Origin of the sequence: Thioclava arctica, assembly GCF_040892615.1 — a bacterium.
In the GTDB taxonomy this organism is placed as follows: Bacteria; Pseudomonadota; Alphaproteobacteria; order Rhodobacterales; family Rhodobacteraceae; genus Thioclava; species Thioclava arctica.
Window position 1 is genome coordinate 1 of the sequence record NZ_JBFRYC010000006.1, and the last position, 14,752, is coordinate 14,752.

Below are 14,752 nucleotides of genomic sequence, written 5' to 3' on the forward strand. Positions count from 1 at the left end.
GCCTCATTATAGGCAGTCCAATTCGTTGTCTTGTAGGTCGGTGCTGTCGGTTTGCTCATGCCCATCAGCTACCACACTGGATTCACGACATGAATCCCTACCGGATTTGTGCAACAGAGCCCCGCGCACCCCAGAACGAAGTTACATAGCGGGCGAAACGCATCTCTATCTTGGCCGACAGTATCGACTGAAAGACCTCCCGAATGTGCGAGAAAGCGTAAAGCTCATTCGCGGCTATATCGTGGTTGAGACACTTCGACCGAACCGAACTGACATTACTCGCGAGCTGGTTGAGGGCTGGTACCGCAACCGAGCCCAAGTCAAGTTCGCAGAGCAGGTCGAACAAAGTCTGCAACGTTTCCCGGAGCCCGAAGCATTCCGGCCGAAAGGGATGATCATCCGCCAGATGAAACAACGCTGGGGGTCAATGTCGCCGGCGCACCGTCTCTTGCTGAACCGCCGTCTCGTCGAGGCCCCGGTTGACGCCATCGACTATGTCATCACCCACGAGCTTTGCCACAGCGCTGAGCCGCACCACGGCACTGCTTTCTTTGACCTGCTGGACCGGGTGATGCCGGATTGGGAGCGCCGGAAGCAACGCCTAGAGAGGATAATGGCCTGAGAAATTCCGACGCTAGTCGCCGCTGAATCAAACGAGACCGCTGTCCAAATGAAACCATGTGACCGGAAAATGATAATAATATAATCCACTTGTGGAACTTCACTAAATCAGCGCAGTCAACAGGTCCGGAGAATATCAGCCCGTAGAGAACGCTTTGGGCCCTCTTCGCACCGGGGCCGGTGAACAGCTCCTCGTGCATAACCCTCGAAAACAACGGAAAAATCCGGCCGAAGCCGGATCGGGAGAACAATTTCGCGAGGGCGAGTGGCGGAGAGACAGGGCGCAGGACAGTTTCAACTGCGTCAATTTTTAAATATATATCAGACAGTTACAAGGGCCAATTTTCCCCTGTGCTTCCTTAGGGGCCATTTTGTGTAACCTCTTGAGGGAAGCCTCTCTTCTCTAAAAGCATTCGACTCTCAAATTTAATTCCTTGCCAGTTTTCCGCCTCCACCAGCTTTGAGATTGAAAGATCACGGGACGAATAGGGCCGATGTTTGCTCGAACGGCTCAAGATAAAAAAGCCCGTGGCGCGCATAAGCCGAAGCCTACAATCTTCCCACGCCACGGGCCTTGTCTACTTACTTCGTTGCTTGCGTCGTGGTGGCAGGTGTTGCGGTTCTTCTAAATTCGATACCGCATTTCTTCTGGATGCTAGCCTGCTCAAGCGCGTCAAGTTCACCCTTCAAGCGACCAAGCTCACCCGCATTCTCGCCGTTACCGTGGATGAAGAACGCTGCTGGCCAGAAGAGAACGAGCGCAACGCCCGTCGCAACAGCGTCATTGCTTGCCTTTTTATCTTGAACGCCGCTCACATTCGCGGCTTGGTTCGTGACCCGTTGTGCCTCGGCAGCAATCTGACTGCACGAGTAGGATTGATATTGCATAGGTGAAATATACTGAGGTGCAATATCCTCAGACTTTTTCGCACACCCTGAAATGGCTGTGCCTGCAATAAGCCCAAGAGCAATAAGTTTAGAACGCATCATTATCTCCCTTCCCGTAATGATGCTCGCATAAACTTTATCGCTTGATAAACTTTCAATCCTCTCGGCACGTCACGCGATTATGTGGCTGCCTTCTATGTGATTGTTATGTCACATGATTTATCGCCTACTCTAGTAAAAACACTAACCATCACGCTTCCGCGAGCACCTAGCGGAGGAAATGTGAGAAATCACGCAAAAGGGATTTGACTTAGTAATTTTCATCAATGCGATCTTGGTGTGTGTTGTTCTACAAACATACTCGGTTAACGAGCTTTTCAGTTCTTGGGCTGGAGGTTTTAAGCTCAGGCTGGCTTGAGTGCCCGATAAACAGACCGCTCTGAGACACCTAGAGCCTCAGCGATGGCTCGTTTGCTCATGCCTTCCGAAGCTAGGCGCTGAGCGTCCTGGCGTTTCATCATCGCGACAGGCTTCCGGCCCGTGTATTTGCCTTCGGCCTTTGCCTTAGCAATACCGTCCCGCTGACGTTCCAGCATCATTTCTCGTTCGAACTGTGCGACAGAGCCGAGGACGTTAAGCATGAGCTTTCCGGTCGCCGTCGAAGTATCCAAGCCCAGGTCGATTATCCTCAAGCCTATCCCCCTTGCTTCGAGGTCTTCTACGATCTCTCCTAGGTGCCTCACCGAACGGGCAAGACGGTCAAGCTTGGTGACGACTATGGTATCCCCTTCGCGGGCGAAGCTCAGAGCCCTGTTCAATTCTTCCCTGACAGCCACAGAGCTCACCTGTTCTTCAAATAACCTTTCGCAGCCGACTTGATTCAAAGCCTTCGTCTGGGCTTCGAGTCCTGCCATTTGCTCCAGGGTCGATGTCCGTGCGTATCCGATCAGCATGTCGACGCCTCCTATGTCTGCCAATAGAATCTTAGGAGTTGAGGCGGGCTGTCTGCCAAAAGCCAAAACCAACTCCACTGGCAGGCAAAAGCTCCACATTCTGTCCCTGACATATGGGCAAGCCCTAGTGGCGGAGAGATGGAAGGGTTCCGAGCAAGAGGCTTAAGATTTTCGGATGAGATCTGAAGGGGGTGGGGGGGAAGAAGAAGCGACTTCAAAAAAGGGGGATTTATTGCTGTTATTATTATGATGATTTGACTGAGCCTCAGCTTTCTAGAAGAGCCACTTGGCTCAGGCTGCCCAGCGCAAAAGCACTGCGGTTAGCGCACAAATAAAAAGTTTCGCAAAGCGTACCGTAGCCACGCCGTAATCAAGGGTTGACTACATCCGTATCTAGGATCACGCTCGGCGGAAAAGAGAACAGCATGATTTTAAAAGAAATTAGCATAAGTGATCTGCTAGTAAATCGAGCCAATGATCGTCACGGCGAGTTGGAAAACGAGACAGCGGCTATTTCATGGCTGTTCAACACTCGTGAGACGCATATGAAAAATCTTGCCAAGGACATCGTCGCTGAGAGCAAGATTTTTGAACCACCGCTTGTGGCGCCAGAGAACGGAAAATTCGTGGTATTCGACGGAAACCGGCGGGTAACCTGTTTGAAGGTGCTTGAAAAATCGGCTCGTGCTCCGACGTTGGAGCTTCAACAGTACTTCACCAAGTTACGTGACGGGTGGACTGGTCCATTTCCAGAGAAGGTTCTCTGCCAAGTCGAAGAGGACCGCGATCACATCGACAATATCCTCTATCGTAGACATACAGGCACCTTGAACGGCGTCGGGCAGTCGAACTGGGACGACCGCATGAAAGACAACTTCGTGGCTAGGTCGGGAAAGGCCGTGGGGTTCAACATAGCTGACGAAATTGAAAACAGACTACGCGAGGCGGGCTTACTCCCAGAAAAGAAGATACCGCGCTCGAACCTAAACAGATTTCTTTCGGCGGAAATCATCCGAAACCGGATTGGATTTAGCGTAAAGAAGAAGACTTTCAGCTATACGCATAAGCCAGAAGTCGTTCTTAGAGCATTCGAAAGGCTGGCAGACGACTTTTCCAATGGGCGCATGGTTCTTGGCGACATCTGGGACAACGCAGGTAAACTTGCGTATGTCGAAAGGCTCGAAGCAGAAGGCGTCCTACCCAATGACACGGACTTGATGGACAAAAAACATGAGCCCGACGAACCTCGGCCACCATCTCCAAAACCCAAGCCCCAACCTAAACCGAAGCCTGCCCCGTCGAAGCGAACGACGCTCATACCACAGAAGGACTTCGGAATTCTTTGGATGGGAAAGCAGCAACGGCATCACGCTATCTGGGAGGAACTCCAGTTTCATCTCAACACCGAAAAGCATCCCAACGCAGTTTCGGTGCTTTTGCGCGTATTGCTTGAGCTCGCTATCGAGCACTATGCTGAAACACATGGAGTTGCTATTCATCAAAACGATAAACTGGCGAAGCGAGTTGAAAAAATAGGGAGCGAGCTTTTTGACCAACGGAAAATCGACAAGAAGCAGCATTTAGCGACCAAGAAATTCTCCCAATTAGATCAGTTGGTGTCAGCAGACACTCTGAATCGATATGTCCATTCCCCTAATTTTGCTCCATCAGCTAAGCATCTAGAGGCTCTATGGGACACAATGGCAGATTTTATTGTCGCGTGCCTAAAGGGTTGACATAGGCTGTCGTAAGTACGGCGAATGTCGGCAGCGACTGGCCGCAATGCAGCAGTCGGTAGTCTAAGCTAATAGCCGGTTTGGGCCGTTCGCACCTCATAGCACTTGCCACGACCACGAATTTGCAAAGCCCGCTATCTGCGCATTGCTGCCGTTTGCAAGGATTTCAGAGAAGGACCGCCAGCCAAGCTGTCTTAAAGCTTCAGGCCCTGGAACGTTGCATGTTGCGTTGCGCTTAAGGAAATCAACGCTGCAACAATGCTGTTGCGTCCCTATGATCCTATGAGGAAGACGAAGTCTCTTCCGAATACCCCTATTTGTTTATTTGAAGGGCCATTAAGCCCTCCAAGTCACTTGTTCCGTCATTCTGATGACATGCTTGGAGCTTGTTCAAAACTCTTCGTCAACATCGGCATATAGCTTCTCATCACGAAGCTTCTTAGCGCTCTGGAAGGCCTCATCTACTTCCCTGTCCTTGAGAACCCCTTGCTCTTTGAGCTTGCTAAGCCGCCTTGAAACAGTTCCTTTATTTATCCCTAGCTTTTCAGCGATTTCGTTTTGATTGACGAAATCAAGTGTCTTCAAGGCGATATACACAGGATCTTCTTCGGGATTATCCGGCTCACTATCAGAGACTTCCCAGCCTTTATCTCCAAGCGTCCACTTGCGTGATTCTAAGCGATGATCTCCCTTGCCCCGAAACTTGGTGAAATTGGTATGAAAGCAGGCTTCTCCTGGTGCCACCACCTTAGGGCGCTGAAGTCCCAGGATGACTTCGAAAGTGGTTTCAAGGGCCGTTGATCCTCTCATGCCCTTGCCTCCCTTATTAGCGTGATGAACCAATATCGTGGCAATTCCAGCCCGCTTCATCTGAAGGAAGAAGTCTTGGACCCGCTTGAACTCCGACGACGCATTCTCGTCCTCTAGCGAGTCTGACAGTGTCGTGAAATTGTCTAGTATGATCAGTTCCACGTCTCCAGCCCTTGCCCTCTTCAGAATGCCATTCTGTGTTTCCTCTTCAGTGATGTCGAAGAACTCTGTCCCGACCTCTTGAGCCTGCCTTGCGATGATCTCGAGATTGCGGAGGGCAATCTTAGGGTCGGGAAGTTCCACGGCCCCGCTACTCACGAGCATTTCGATCCGATCTCGGATGTCTTGTTGGTTCATCTCTCCGTCAATGTAGAGAACTTTGCGAGCTTTGGGGGCTGTCCAGTCGGCCACAGTTCCACCCCCAGCAACGGCCAAGGCTAAGCTTAAGCACAGTAGCGTTTTGCCTACCCCTGAGGGTGCCCAGATAACGGCTGTTTCTTCGGTACGCAGCCACGGCTCAATCACGGGCTCCCTCGGTCGGAATCTCGTGGCCAGCAATTCCTCAGCGGTATAGGTCTTTAGTTTCGATAGGTTATCTGTCGACATTATTGTCTTTCCTATAAATTTTGGATTTCCAACACGCCTAAAAACACCTCACCGGAAGGGGTGAAGCGTCTGGTCCTAACATCATGTAACTAGGGCTCAGCGTGTGAAGGCAGCGGGATGCTTCCTTCTAGTCAGGACGTTTGCTGCAACAAGCTGGCTCTGCCCATCTGTATACGCATAGATCGGCTTAAGCCCTTCCATGAGAGACGAAACGAACGCTGCTCTTATCGACCGCTTAAATGCGGGTCGTTCTTAATGTCTTGATTGCGATTGGTGGCATCAGAGAAACCCTGATGACTTAAGCAACGCTAGGAGCCGCTCTCAGCAAGCTGATCTTTTGGCCTGACTATCTTCAGCATGTAGCGTTGCATTGTCTCAAGGCTGTGGCCCTGGCCGTAGCTCTCGCCAACGCCGTCATTCGTCCATCCTCCGATACGATTGGAAAGATCCGAGGGCGTTTCAACGTCCCGAAGCCGATCTCTCAGCGTATGACGGAAGCTGTGAAGCCCTTGCCCTGGTTTCGCAAGGTTGTTGTCCTTCAGCCATTTGTTGAGTGCTGAGGAAGCTGTGCCAGAATTGAAGGGTTTACTGGTGTCCTTGGGCTGGAAGCAGGGAAAAAGGAAATCCCCCTTGGTTTCCATAGCTCGTTTGGCTGCCCAAAGGGCCTCTCCGACAAGAGGAACTTTCCGCTCAGAGCCTTTGGTTTTCAGACCACGGAGTTCATTGGGGCGGATGTAGATATATGGTAATGCCGCATCTAGGAAGACATCGCCCTTCTTCAGACCTATAACCTCAGCAAGCCTTGCGCCTGTGTCCGAAAGCATCGCGATAGCCCAGCGCCTTTGGTCATCCGTTTGCCGACACTTCTCTTGGATAACGTCCAACTCAGCCATGCTGTAGGTGTCTCGAGGCTTTCTTGGCCCCTCATCCCTGTTGGGAATTGTTAACCCATCGAAGGGGTTTGTCATCGAGAGTTCAAATTCTTGAATGCCCGTCCTGATGACTGGCCGGACTTGCGACAGGTACCGCTTCACCGTCTCAGGCCCAACGCCATTGTCGACCAGACGACGAACGAATTCCCTGGCATGCTCTCGGTTGAGATTGTCGAGTGTGATGTCGCCCGTGATCTCCAAGAGCAAATTCCAAGCACGATCAAATTGCTGCTCACCCACGCGATTCTTCGGCCCTTTCCCTAACTCAAAGTGCAGTTCCTTGGCGTCGGAAAGCGTACGCGGGATCTTCTCACCATACAGAATATCTACAGTAAGCTGCTCCTGGGCTGTCAAAGTTGGACGGGGCTCGTAGGGCTCATGGGAAGGGAGGTAGTAGCTAAGAAAGTTGTCGATGGTGGGATCATCTGGCTGGAGCTTTGCATGACCAGGTTTGAGACTAGCTGCTTCTAGGGTTGCCAGTGCAAGCTGAGCATTGCCTTCGGTCTCATGGCGCTCCCTGTATGCCTTCCAAAGAGCATCAAGCCTACGAGTGTGTGAATCTGCCCGGCGACAAGCTTCGGCCTTGTCTGAAGTTTTCAAGCTGAAGAACAATTGTGCGGGAGTTTTGCGGGTATTCGGAGCTTTGTGCAGCTTACGGACATCGCTCGGCACTCTACGCCGATAATAATAGGTCTTTCCCTTTAACTGTAGGTGCTTGCACATGAGCCTAAAGGACCCCGATTCAAACAGGACAATCATCGCTGTGTAACCTCTTGTGTTACCTGCGACAACGCCGAAACGACACCTAACCCATTGAAATCATATATAATAAGGGGGTTTATGTGGCGGAGAGACAGGGATTCGAACCCTGGGTCGGCTCTCACCGACAACGGTTTTCGAGACCGCCGCATTCGACCACTCTGCCACCTCTCCGCGTCAGGGGTCTTCCTGTGGGGCGGATTTAGCGGTCCGCGCGCGCCCTTGCAACCCGTTTTTCGTACAATTCGAAAACTAAGCGGGACGCGCGCGGAAATGCCTGGCTCAGCGCATCCGCAAGGCGCCGTCCAAACGGATCACTTCGCCGTTCAAGTAGCCGTTTTCAATGATGAAACCGACAAGCCGTGCATATTCTACGGGATCGCCGAGGCGCTTTGGAAATGTGACTTCTGCGGCGAGGCTTTCTTGGACCTCTGAGGGCAGCCCTTTGAGCATCGGAGTGGAAAATATCCCCGGTGCGATGGCGCAGACGCGCACCGCCTGACTGGCCAAATCGCGTGCGAGCGGCAGGGTCATGCCGGCAATGCCCGCCTTTGAGGCGGCATAGGCGGCTTGGCCTTTCTGGCCGTCAAAGGCCGCGATCGAGGCGGTATTGACGATGACGCCGCGCTCAGGTCCTGCGTTTTTTGCCATCTCGGCGGCGACCAGACGAAGCACGTTGAAGGTGCCAATCAGGTTGATGTCGATCGTGCGCTCAAAGCTGGCAAGCTGATGAGGGCCTTCACGACCGACCACGCGTTCGCCCGTCGCAATGCCTGCGCAATTCACCAGCGCGTCGATCCCGCCCATCGCCTGCACGGCTGCGGCGACTCCATCGGCCACGCTTTGCTCGGAGGTGACATCCACCGCGACAGCCTGCGCCCCGATCTGCGCGCTATGAATCTTTGCCCCATCCAGATCACGGTCAAAAATTACCACCTGCGCACCTGATTGCGCCAAGAATTGCGCCGTTGCCGCGCCCAAACCGGATGCGCCCCCGGTCACTACAACGCGTAAGTCTGTCAACTCCATGTGAGCCTCCTCGAAATGAACGTATGTTCAATAATCTGCGGAGAAGGCACTTTTGTCCAGCCTTGTCAGATCATTGTGCAGGCGCAGAAATCGGCGGCCGATCACGTCTTGGCAAGTTCCCGCTGAGGCGTGGAACCAAAGCTATTGTAGAACACTTAAACAGGCGTAGATCAGCGAAACGGATCTATCCGAGTAGATCAACGAGACGGATCTATCCGAAAGCCAAGTGTTGGGGATACATCCCTTCAAAGGAGAGAAAAATGAAACGCATTCTTATGAGCTCGAGCGTCCTTGCAGTTATCGGTGGCGCGGCATTCGCCGGCGGCTACACCGCCCCCGCAGCCGCACCCGTTGTGATGGCGGCCCCCGCACCGGTGATGCCGACCGCAGATTGGACCGGCTTCTATGCTGGTGCGCAATTGGGATATGGCAATGCGGATGACGGCGTGAAAGCGACCGGTGTCACCGGCGGTCTTCATGGCGGCTATTTGTATGACTTTGGCAAATATGTTGCTGGCGCCGAGCTGGCATATTCCGGTGCCGATCTCAAAGACACCGCGAACAACAGCAAGATCGACAACTTCACCGATCTCAAACTGATCGGCGGCGTGAAACAGGACAACTTCCTGTTCTACGGTGGCCTTGGTGCTTCGCATATCAAGGGTGATCTCGCAGGCGGTATTTCGGCCAGCGATACGGTTCCGATGGCCACGCTGGGCGTGCGCTACCAAGTACGTCCGAACATGACCGTGGGTGGTGCGATTGATTATCGCAAAGGGAACAACTTTGACGGCACCAATCAGGATCTGAGCCTGACCACCGTGTCGCTGTCGACCTCGTTCCAGTTCTAAGCGATCTGTCGCAACGCGCAAAATTGGGGGCGTGGGCTATGGCCTGCGCCCCTTTTGCATATCAATAATCGGGACGGATCAGGCCCAGTCCGCGCAGATACACTCCGATCCCACTTTCCAGCAGGTCCTCGGGGGCATAGGGCGCGCGGTTGCCCTCGCGGGCATATAGCTCCACCACGCCATGGCTCATCGCCCAGATATGGGCCGAAACCATCGCCACAGGAGGGCGGCGATCGCGGGGCAAATGCGCCATCAAGGCCTCGGTGGCGCGCTCCATCACGCGATCCGCGCGCTCAGCGACCTTTGACAACTCCGTCGAGCGATTGGGGGAGATGCCGCTTTCAAACATCGCCATGTAGTGACCGGGATATTGGCGCGCAAAAGCAAGATAAGCCCGCCCGGTGGCTGAAAACGCCGCCAGCGCCGTGGGTTTGCCATCGTTCCACGCATTTTCCAGTACATCGCCGAAAATCAGATAGCCTTGGCGCGCGCATTCCACGATCAGGTCTTCGCGCCCCTCGAAGTGGCGATAGACGGCTGCGGGGGTGACGCCTGCGCGTTTGGCCGCCTCAGACAGGGTAAAGCCGGTCGGGCCTTTTTCCTCGATCAGCGCCAGCGCCGATGCCACCAGCGCCTGACGCAAATTGCCGTGGTGATACCCTTGCTTAGACATTCAGTATATCGATGCCGCCGCAGATAGATGTATCAACCTTACCAATCGCTTGCGGGTCTTTCTTCGCGTAATCTACCGCGTCCAGAATGGTCTGGATTGCCGCGATACGGGCGCGTTTTTTGTCGTCCGAGCGGATCACCGTCCACGGCGCGTGCTTGGTATCGGAACGCTCCAACGTGTCCTGAATGGCCTCACTATAGGCGTCCCAGCGCTTCAGCCCCTCAACGTCGATCCAGCTCAGCTTCCACTGTTTGAGCAAATCACCCTCGCGCGCCAGAAATCGGCGCAACTGTTCGGCGCGATCCACATTCAGCCACAGCTTAACGAGAATGATCCCGTCATCAACCAACATCTTTTCAAAATCAGGGAGTTGCGCGAAGAAGTGCATGCGTTGTTGCGGGGTGCAAAAGCCAAAAACATGCTCCACCACACCGCGATTGTACCACGAGCGGTCAAACATCGCGATTTCTCCGGCGGCGGGCAGCCAGTCGACATAGCGCTGAAAATACCATTGCGTCGCTTCGGTCTCGGTGGGCTTGGGCAGCGCCACCACATAGGCCGAGCGCGGATTGAGGTTCTGGCGCAAACGTCCGATCGTGCCGCCTTTTCCCGCCGCGTCGCGCCCCTCAAACACCACCGCCAATCGCTTGCCGGTCTCTTTCATATCCCAAAGCATTTTGACCAGTTCGACCTGCAAGGCCTCCATCTGGCGATCATAGTCTTTTCGCTTTAACTCTTCCTTGTAAGGATATGACTTTGCAAGAATATCATCTTTGCCGGCCTGTTCGATCGCTTTGCGTACAGCCTCTGGGGCCTCGTTGCGCAGATAGTCTGTAATCTCGCCGACAAAGGGGATGTCGAGCGGATCTTTGGGCTTGTCCTTGGCCATGTCAGCCTCCTCGTTTGGCGCAGTATGGGGCGCGGCTGGGACCGGTGCAAGACACAGGAGGTGCGCGCAGGGCCATAGGCCGCGCTTCGCGTCTGTCGAACGCAAGAAATGGGCGCGGTCTTTGCTTTCATCTAGCGCCAAATACTCCCGCCGGAGGCACTCTGTCTGGCGCGCTAGCGTCGTGTGGCGCGCGCCTCGACCCGGTCGACCGCGGCAATCACCTGATCGGTTGCGACTTGGGGCGTCATATGGCCGATACCGGGCAGCGAGATCAACTCGGCACCAGGCACCTCACGGGTAAAGGGGATGGCGTGGATTTTCTCGCCCACAATCGTGTCGGCATCGCCATGCACCGACACGACGGGCAATTTCAGATCGGCGTAATCGGGGATCATCCGTTTGATTTGGGCCTTTAACTCGGCGCGCTGGCGTGCGTTCACGCGCATCGTGCCCTCGCGCAGGGTCATGCCGGGGCCAAACCAGCGCGCATAGCCTTGTGGCATCTCTTGGGGCGCAAAGACCGCCTCGACCTCCGAGGTCAGCACCGCAGGGGGCGTCCAGGCAGAAATCAGCGGCACGGCAAGCGCCTGACCCAAGGGCGGGGCCGTGATTTGATAGAGCATCGGCAGCGGCGTGGACCACATTTGCGAGGGGGACGAGACCGGCACAAGGCCGGACAGTGTATCGGGCAGGGTGACCGCCCAGGCAATCGCCACCGCCCCGCCATAGGAATGCCCCAGCACGATCGGTTTGCGCGCCCCGGCCGCGTAACTGGCCTGTTGCAGCAGCTCCGCCTGATCAAAGATCGTGTCGTGATCGGCAGGAAGCGGATCGGACCAGCCAAATCCGGGACGATCTGGCACGAAAACCCGGTAGCGCTTGGCCAGTTCAGGCGCCAAGGCAAAGGTCAAATCCCGCGCCGAGCCCGACGCTCCATGGATCAGCACCAGATCCGGGCCTTGATCGCCCAGTATCACCATATGCACGCGCCGCCCGCCCACAGTGACGAATTCGCCATCAGGCGGATAGCGCGCCTCGGCGGTGCGCGCGCGCCAAATATCCAGGCCCCAAGTGGCCCCGCTCAGCACGAGCGTCACAAGGATCGCACTAGAGACCAATCTCAGCCATGTCATACGGAGTCCCCTGATAGATCTCGTTTATCCAGTTGCCGTAAAGCAGGTGGGCGTGGCTTTTCCAGCGGTTCGTGGGCGTCTGGCTCGGGTCGTTCTGGGGGTAGTAATTCGCCGGCACGTTGATTGGTTTCCCGGATTCAACATCGCGGTCATATTCTTCCTTCAGCGTGGTGCTGTCATATTCCAGATGGTTGAAGACATAGAGCGCGCGATGGGCGCGGTCTTCGACGAGGCAGGGGCCAGTGTCGTCGGAATGCAGCAGCGTAAGCATGCCCGCCGCTTCCAACTCGGAGCGCTTCATCTCGGTCCAGCGGCTAACCGGGATCAGCAGATCGTCCGAAAAGCCGCGCAAGTAAGGCGAGGCGGGCGCGCAGTTGCGATGGCGAAAACAGCCAAAGGCCTTGTGATCAAGCGGATGTTTCGCGACGCCTTGGAAATGATGCGCCATCGCCATGCCGCCCCAGCACACGCCGAAGGTGGAAAACACATGGCTTTGCGTCCATTCGAAGACCTGTTGCAATTCGCTCCAGTAATCGACCTCCTCAAAGGGGATTTGTTCAATGGGCGCGCCGGTGATGATCAGCCCGTCGAATTTCTCGCCCGTCGCCGCGACCTCGCCGAAGGAGCGGTAGAATTCCTCCATATGCTCGGCGGCGGTGTTGCGCGTGACGTGATCGGACATCTTGATCAACTGAAAGTCGATCTGCAACGGCGTCGCGCCGATCAGCCGGGCGAACTGGTTCTCGGTCTGGATTTTCTTCGGCATCAGATTGAGCAAGCCAATCCGGATCGGTCGAATTTCCTGGGACTGTGCGCGCGTGGGCGACATCACCATCACGCCTTCCCGCGACAAAACGTCAAAGGCGGGGAGATTTTCTGGGAGCGTGATAGGCATTTTTTCAGTCTCTTATCGTTTTAAGTTGCTACGGATTGCGGCCCGTTTCGGATCACTCTGGCAGCGCATCCGCGATCAGGGCGGCAAACCCTTTGGCGTCGCGCACACGATATAGATCTTGCGCACGAATTTTCACGCCCCAATTTCGTGCCATCGCCGCATAGCGCGGCTGGCGATGCGCGAGGGCCTGCGCATAGGTCCAGCGCACGAAGTCATCGGGGTCGACCTTGTCCTCGGCCACGCCCTTGAGCGCGCGATATTCGGCCCATTTGCTGGCCAGAAACGCGGGCTGATAATACATCGGTTTGGGGGCGCGATCGAACCGCTCCACCAGTTCGGCGGTATGCGCGTCTGACCCTTCGATCCAGACCAGCAGCAGGTTTTGCGACAACGCATGCAAGATCGGATCGTTCGGGTCGTCGGGCTCGACCACCTCGCAGATCGAGCCGCCACTGTCGCAGACGAAATTTTCGATCCCGTAAATATCTTGCGCGCGATGGATGAAATGCGCGGTGTCGAGCAGGGCGAATTTCTCGGCCTCGCGATGCTCGCTTTGGCGATACATGTAGTCCTCGAAGGGCAGGCCACCCTTGGTCGGATCGCCCGGTTTGCCCAGATAGGTCGAGAGCGGCGCAAGATTATCAAAGGTGATGTTGGAGGCGATATAGACCGAATCCGTGCGCAAAAGCTCTGCTAGAAACGGGTTTTTCATCGCTTCGCGTTTGAAATTATCCGCGATCCGCTCGCCCATATAGCGCGTGCCGATCCGGTAATCGACCGAGTAGTGAAACCAGCCCGCATCGCGCAGCAAATCTGCAGCCCAAGTCTTGCCCAAGCCCGACATGCCAAATAACAGCACGCGTTTGTCTTTGGCCGCCAGCCACTCGTGGCGATTGGAATAGATCATGCCCGGCCCCTCATACCCGTCCGTGTCTTTGCCCTTCCTTAGCGTGCGCAGGCGGGCGCGTCACGGAGTTTTGGGGGCAGGCGGGCGTTGCGCGGGTTTGGCGTTGAGGATGGCAAGGCCGATTGCAAGCAGGATGAAGCCCAGCATCTCCGCCCAGCCCAGTCGCTCGCCGTAGACTGCCCAGCCCGCGACGATCGCCACCGGCGGGATCAGCAGCGTCACCAGCGCCAGATTAGCCGCGCCAGCCAGCGCCAGAATGCGGTAATAGAGCAGATAGGCCAACGCCGAGCAGCCCACCGCCAGCCAGATCATCGCCGCCCAGACCGAGGGCGCAAAATCCAGCTGCGGCACGCCCTCAAACACCAACATCAGCGGCAAGGTCCAAAGCGCCCCGCCTGTCAGCATGCCTGCCGCGGCGACCTCGGGGCGCATCTTGCGGGTCGCAAAGCGCGCATAAGCGCCCGCAAAGCCATAGCTGGTGGCCGCGCCCAGAATGGCGATCTGGCCCGCCGAGGTCAGATCAAACCCGCCAAGTGCGCCGGGCCCAATCGCCACGATGACCCCGGCGAAACCGATCGCAATGCCAAGCGCCTTGCGCGCGCTCAGACGTTCATCGCGAAACACCAAGGCCGCGATCAGCGCCCCGAATATCGCGGTCGAGGCGTTCAGGATCGACGCCAGGCCGCTATCGATATGTTTCTGCCCCCAAACGATCAGCGTGAAGGGAATGGCGTTATTGAGCAGACCCATCACCGCGAAATGTACGATCATGCGCGCATCGCGCCCCACCGGGATGGCGCGAAACGCCACCCACAACCAAAGCAGAACCGCACCAATGGAGACGCGAATGAACACCACGGTGAACACATCCGCCCCCGCGAGGGCTGCACGGTTGGACAGGAACGATGAGCCCCAGATCAGCGCAAGCGCGGCCAGCAAGGCCCAAACGAGCGGGGAGAGCGAAATCGGGGTGGGGGCGGGGTGGTGTTTCATGTGCCAAGCGATAGGGCGCAATCGCGGCGCGCGCCACCCGGAAGTTGCAACAAAGAAAAGCCCCGCGTTAAGGGCGG

At 55.7% G+C, this 14,752-nt stretch carries 14 protein-coding genes and 1 tRNA gene; 3 read left to right on the forward strand and 12 right to left on the reverse strand.

What is annotated here, in order from left to right; translation table 11 throughout:
- Nucleotides 1-40: 40 nt before the first annotated feature.
- Entirely contained in the window at nucleotides 41-622 is a 582-nt protein-coding gene (locus AB4874_RS11175) for a M48 family metallopeptidase (RefSeq protein WP_368392199.1), read from the forward strand.
- Between the two features lie 581 nt (nucleotides 623-1,203).
- Here the strand turns inward: AB4874_RS11175 and AB4874_RS11180 are convergent.
- On the reverse strand, nucleotides 1,204-1,608 hold the full coding sequence (locus tag AB4874_RS11180) for a hypothetical protein (RefSeq protein WP_368392047.1): 405 nt from the start codon (nucleotides 1,606-1,608) through the stop codon (nucleotides 1,204-1,206).
- A gap of 305 nt (nucleotides 1,609-1,913) precedes the next feature.
- The gene (locus AB4874_RS11185; RefSeq protein ID WP_368392048.1) at nucleotides 1,914-2,462 is read right to left on the reverse strand and encodes a recombinase family protein; all 549 of its coding nucleotides are present in this window, start codon (nucleotides 2,460-2,462) and stop codon (nucleotides 1,914-1,916) included.
- 425 nt (nucleotides 2,463-2,887) lie between these two features.
- Here AB4874_RS11185 and AB4874_RS11190 point away from each other — a divergent pair, with 425 nt between their 5' ends.
- Entirely contained in the window at nucleotides 2,888-4,198 is a 1,311-nt protein-coding gene (locus tag AB4874_RS11190; RefSeq protein ID WP_368392049.1) for a ParB N-terminal domain-containing protein, read from the forward strand.
- A 390-nt stretch (nucleotides 4,199-4,588) separates the two neighbouring features.
- Here AB4874_RS11190 and AB4874_RS11195 read toward each other — a convergent pair whose 3' ends face one another.
- The 4 genes from AB4874_RS11195 to AB4874_RS11210 form a co-directional block, all read right to left on the reverse strand.
- A complete protein-coding gene (locus AB4874_RS11195) occupies nucleotides 4,589-5,614 on the reverse strand; it encodes an AAA family ATPase (protein WP_368392050.1) in 1,026 nt (341 codons plus the stop codon).
- Nucleotides 5,615-5,922: 308 nt separating this feature from the next.
- The gene (locus AB4874_RS11200; protein ID WP_368392051.1) at nucleotides 5,923-7,305 is read right to left on the reverse strand and encodes a DUF6538 domain-containing protein; all 1,383 of its coding nucleotides are present in this window, start codon (nucleotides 7,303-7,305) and stop codon (nucleotides 5,923-5,925) included.
- 84 nt (nucleotides 7,306-7,389) lie between these two features.
- Nucleotides 7,390-7,479 (reverse strand) — tRNA-Ser (locus tag AB4874_RS11205).
- Between the two features lie 108 nt (nucleotides 7,480-7,587).
- Nucleotides 7,588-8,334: an SDR family NAD(P)-dependent oxidoreductase gene (locus AB4874_RS11210; protein ID WP_368392052.1), complete on the reverse strand. Its 747-nt coding sequence runs from the start codon at nucleotides 8,332-8,334 to the stop codon at nucleotides 7,588-7,590.
- A gap of 260 nt (nucleotides 8,335-8,594) precedes the next feature.
- On the opposite strand from AB4874_RS11210, the gene AB4874_RS11215 reads away from it, so the two are divergent.
- Entirely contained in the window at nucleotides 8,595-9,185 is a 591-nt protein-coding gene (locus AB4874_RS11215) for an outer membrane protein (RefSeq protein WP_368392053.1), read from the forward strand.
- A gap of 61 nt (nucleotides 9,186-9,246) precedes the next feature.
- On the opposite strand, the gene AB4874_RS11220 is transcribed toward AB4874_RS11215, so the two are convergent.
- The 6 genes from AB4874_RS11220 to AB4874_RS11245 all read right to left on the reverse strand — a co-directional run bounded on the left by AB4874_RS11220 (nucleotide 9,247) and on the right by AB4874_RS11245 (nucleotide 14,675).
- Complete coding sequence (locus AB4874_RS11220; protein WP_368392054.1) at nucleotides 9,247-9,858, reverse strand: TetR/AcrR family transcriptional regulator; 612 nt, start codon at nucleotides 9,856-9,858, stop codon at nucleotides 9,247-9,249.
- The gene (gene ppk2 / locus AB4874_RS11225; protein WP_368392055.1) at nucleotides 9,851-10,747 is read right to left on the reverse strand and encodes a polyphosphate kinase 2; all 897 of its coding nucleotides are present in this window, start codon (nucleotides 10,745-10,747) and stop codon (nucleotides 9,851-9,853) included. The genes AB4874_RS11220 and ppk2 overlap by 8 nt, the downstream gene beginning before the upstream one ends.
- A gap of 173 nt (nucleotides 10,748-10,920) precedes the next feature.
- Nucleotides 10,921-11,880 carry an alpha/beta fold hydrolase gene (locus AB4874_RS11230; RefSeq protein WP_368392056.1) on the reverse strand — a complete coding sequence of 320 codons (960 nt, stop codon included), beginning with the start codon at nucleotides 11,878-11,880 and terminating at the stop codon, nucleotides 10,921-10,923.
- Nucleotides 11,855-12,775, reverse strand: coding sequence for a homoserine O-succinyltransferase (locus AB4874_RS11235; protein ID WP_368392057.1), 921 nt, complete (start codon nucleotides 12,773-12,775; stop codon nucleotides 11,855-11,857). Before AB4874_RS11235 ends, AB4874_RS11230 begins: the two co-directional genes overlap by 26 nt.
- Nucleotides 12,776-12,827: 52 nt before the next feature.
- Nucleotides 12,828-13,682 carry an ATPase gene (locus AB4874_RS11240; RefSeq protein ID WP_368392058.1) on the reverse strand — a complete coding sequence of 285 codons (855 nt, stop codon included), beginning with the start codon at nucleotides 13,680-13,682 and terminating at the stop codon, nucleotides 12,828-12,830.
- 60 nt (nucleotides 13,683-13,742) lie between these two features.
- On the reverse strand, nucleotides 13,743-14,675 hold the full coding sequence (locus tag AB4874_RS11245) for a DMT family transporter (protein WP_368392059.1): 933 nt from the start codon (nucleotides 14,673-14,675) through the stop codon (nucleotides 13,743-13,745).
- Nucleotides 14,676-14,752: the final 77 nt, after the last annotated feature.

Excerpts from the sequence above, each read along its gene's own strand:
- AB4874_RS11235 (WP_368392057.1), bottom strand. The coding sequence starts at position 12,775 with ATGCCTATCACGCTCCCAGAAAATCTCCCCGCCTTTGACGTTTTGTCG.
- AB4874_RS11200 (WP_368392051.1), bottom strand. The coding sequence starts at position 7,305 with ATGATTGTCCTGTTTGAATCGGGGTCCTTTAGGCTCATGTGCAAGCAC.
- AB4874_RS11215 (WP_368392053.1), top strand. The coding sequence starts at position 8,595 with ATGAAACGCATTCTTATGAGCTCGAGCGTCCTTGCAGTTATCGGTGGC.
- AB4874_RS11190 (WP_368392049.1), top strand. The coding sequence starts at position 2,888 with ATGATTTTAAAAGAAATTAGCATAAGTGATCTGCTAGTAAATCGAGCC.
- AB4874_RS11240 (WP_368392058.1), bottom strand. The coding sequence starts at position 13,682 with ATGATCTATTCCAATCGCCACGAGTGGCTGGCGGCCAAAGACAAACGC.
- AB4874_RS11210 (WP_368392052.1), bottom strand. The coding sequence starts at position 8,334 with ATGGAGTTGACAGACTTACGCGTTGTAGTGACCGGGGGCGCATCCGGT.
- AB4874_RS11245 (WP_368392059.1), bottom strand. The coding sequence starts at position 14,675 with ATGAAACACCACCCCGCCCCCACCCCGATTTCGCTCTCCCCGCTCGTT.
- AB4874_RS11220 (WP_368392054.1), bottom strand. The coding sequence starts at position 9,858 with ATGTCTAAGCAAGGGTATCACCACGGCAATTTGCGTCAGGCGCTGGTG.
- AB4874_RS11185 (WP_368392048.1), bottom strand. The coding sequence starts at position 2,462 with ATGCTGATCGGATACGCACGGACATCGACCCTGGAGCAAATGGCAGGA.
- ppk2 (WP_368392055.1), bottom strand. The coding sequence starts at position 10,747 with ATGGCCAAGGACAAGCCCAAAGATCCGCTCGACATCCCCTTTGTCGGC.
- AB4874_RS11180 (WP_368392047.1), bottom strand. The coding sequence starts at position 1,608 with ATGCGTTCTAAACTTATTGCTCTTGGGCTTATTGCAGGCACAGCCATT.
- AB4874_RS11195 (WP_368392050.1), bottom strand. The coding sequence starts at position 5,614 with ATGTCGACAGATAACCTATCGAAACTAAAGACCTATACCGCTGAGGAA.
- AB4874_RS11230 (WP_368392056.1), bottom strand. The coding sequence starts at position 11,880 with ATGACATGGCTGAGATTGGTCTCTAGTGCGATCCTTGTGACGCTCGTG.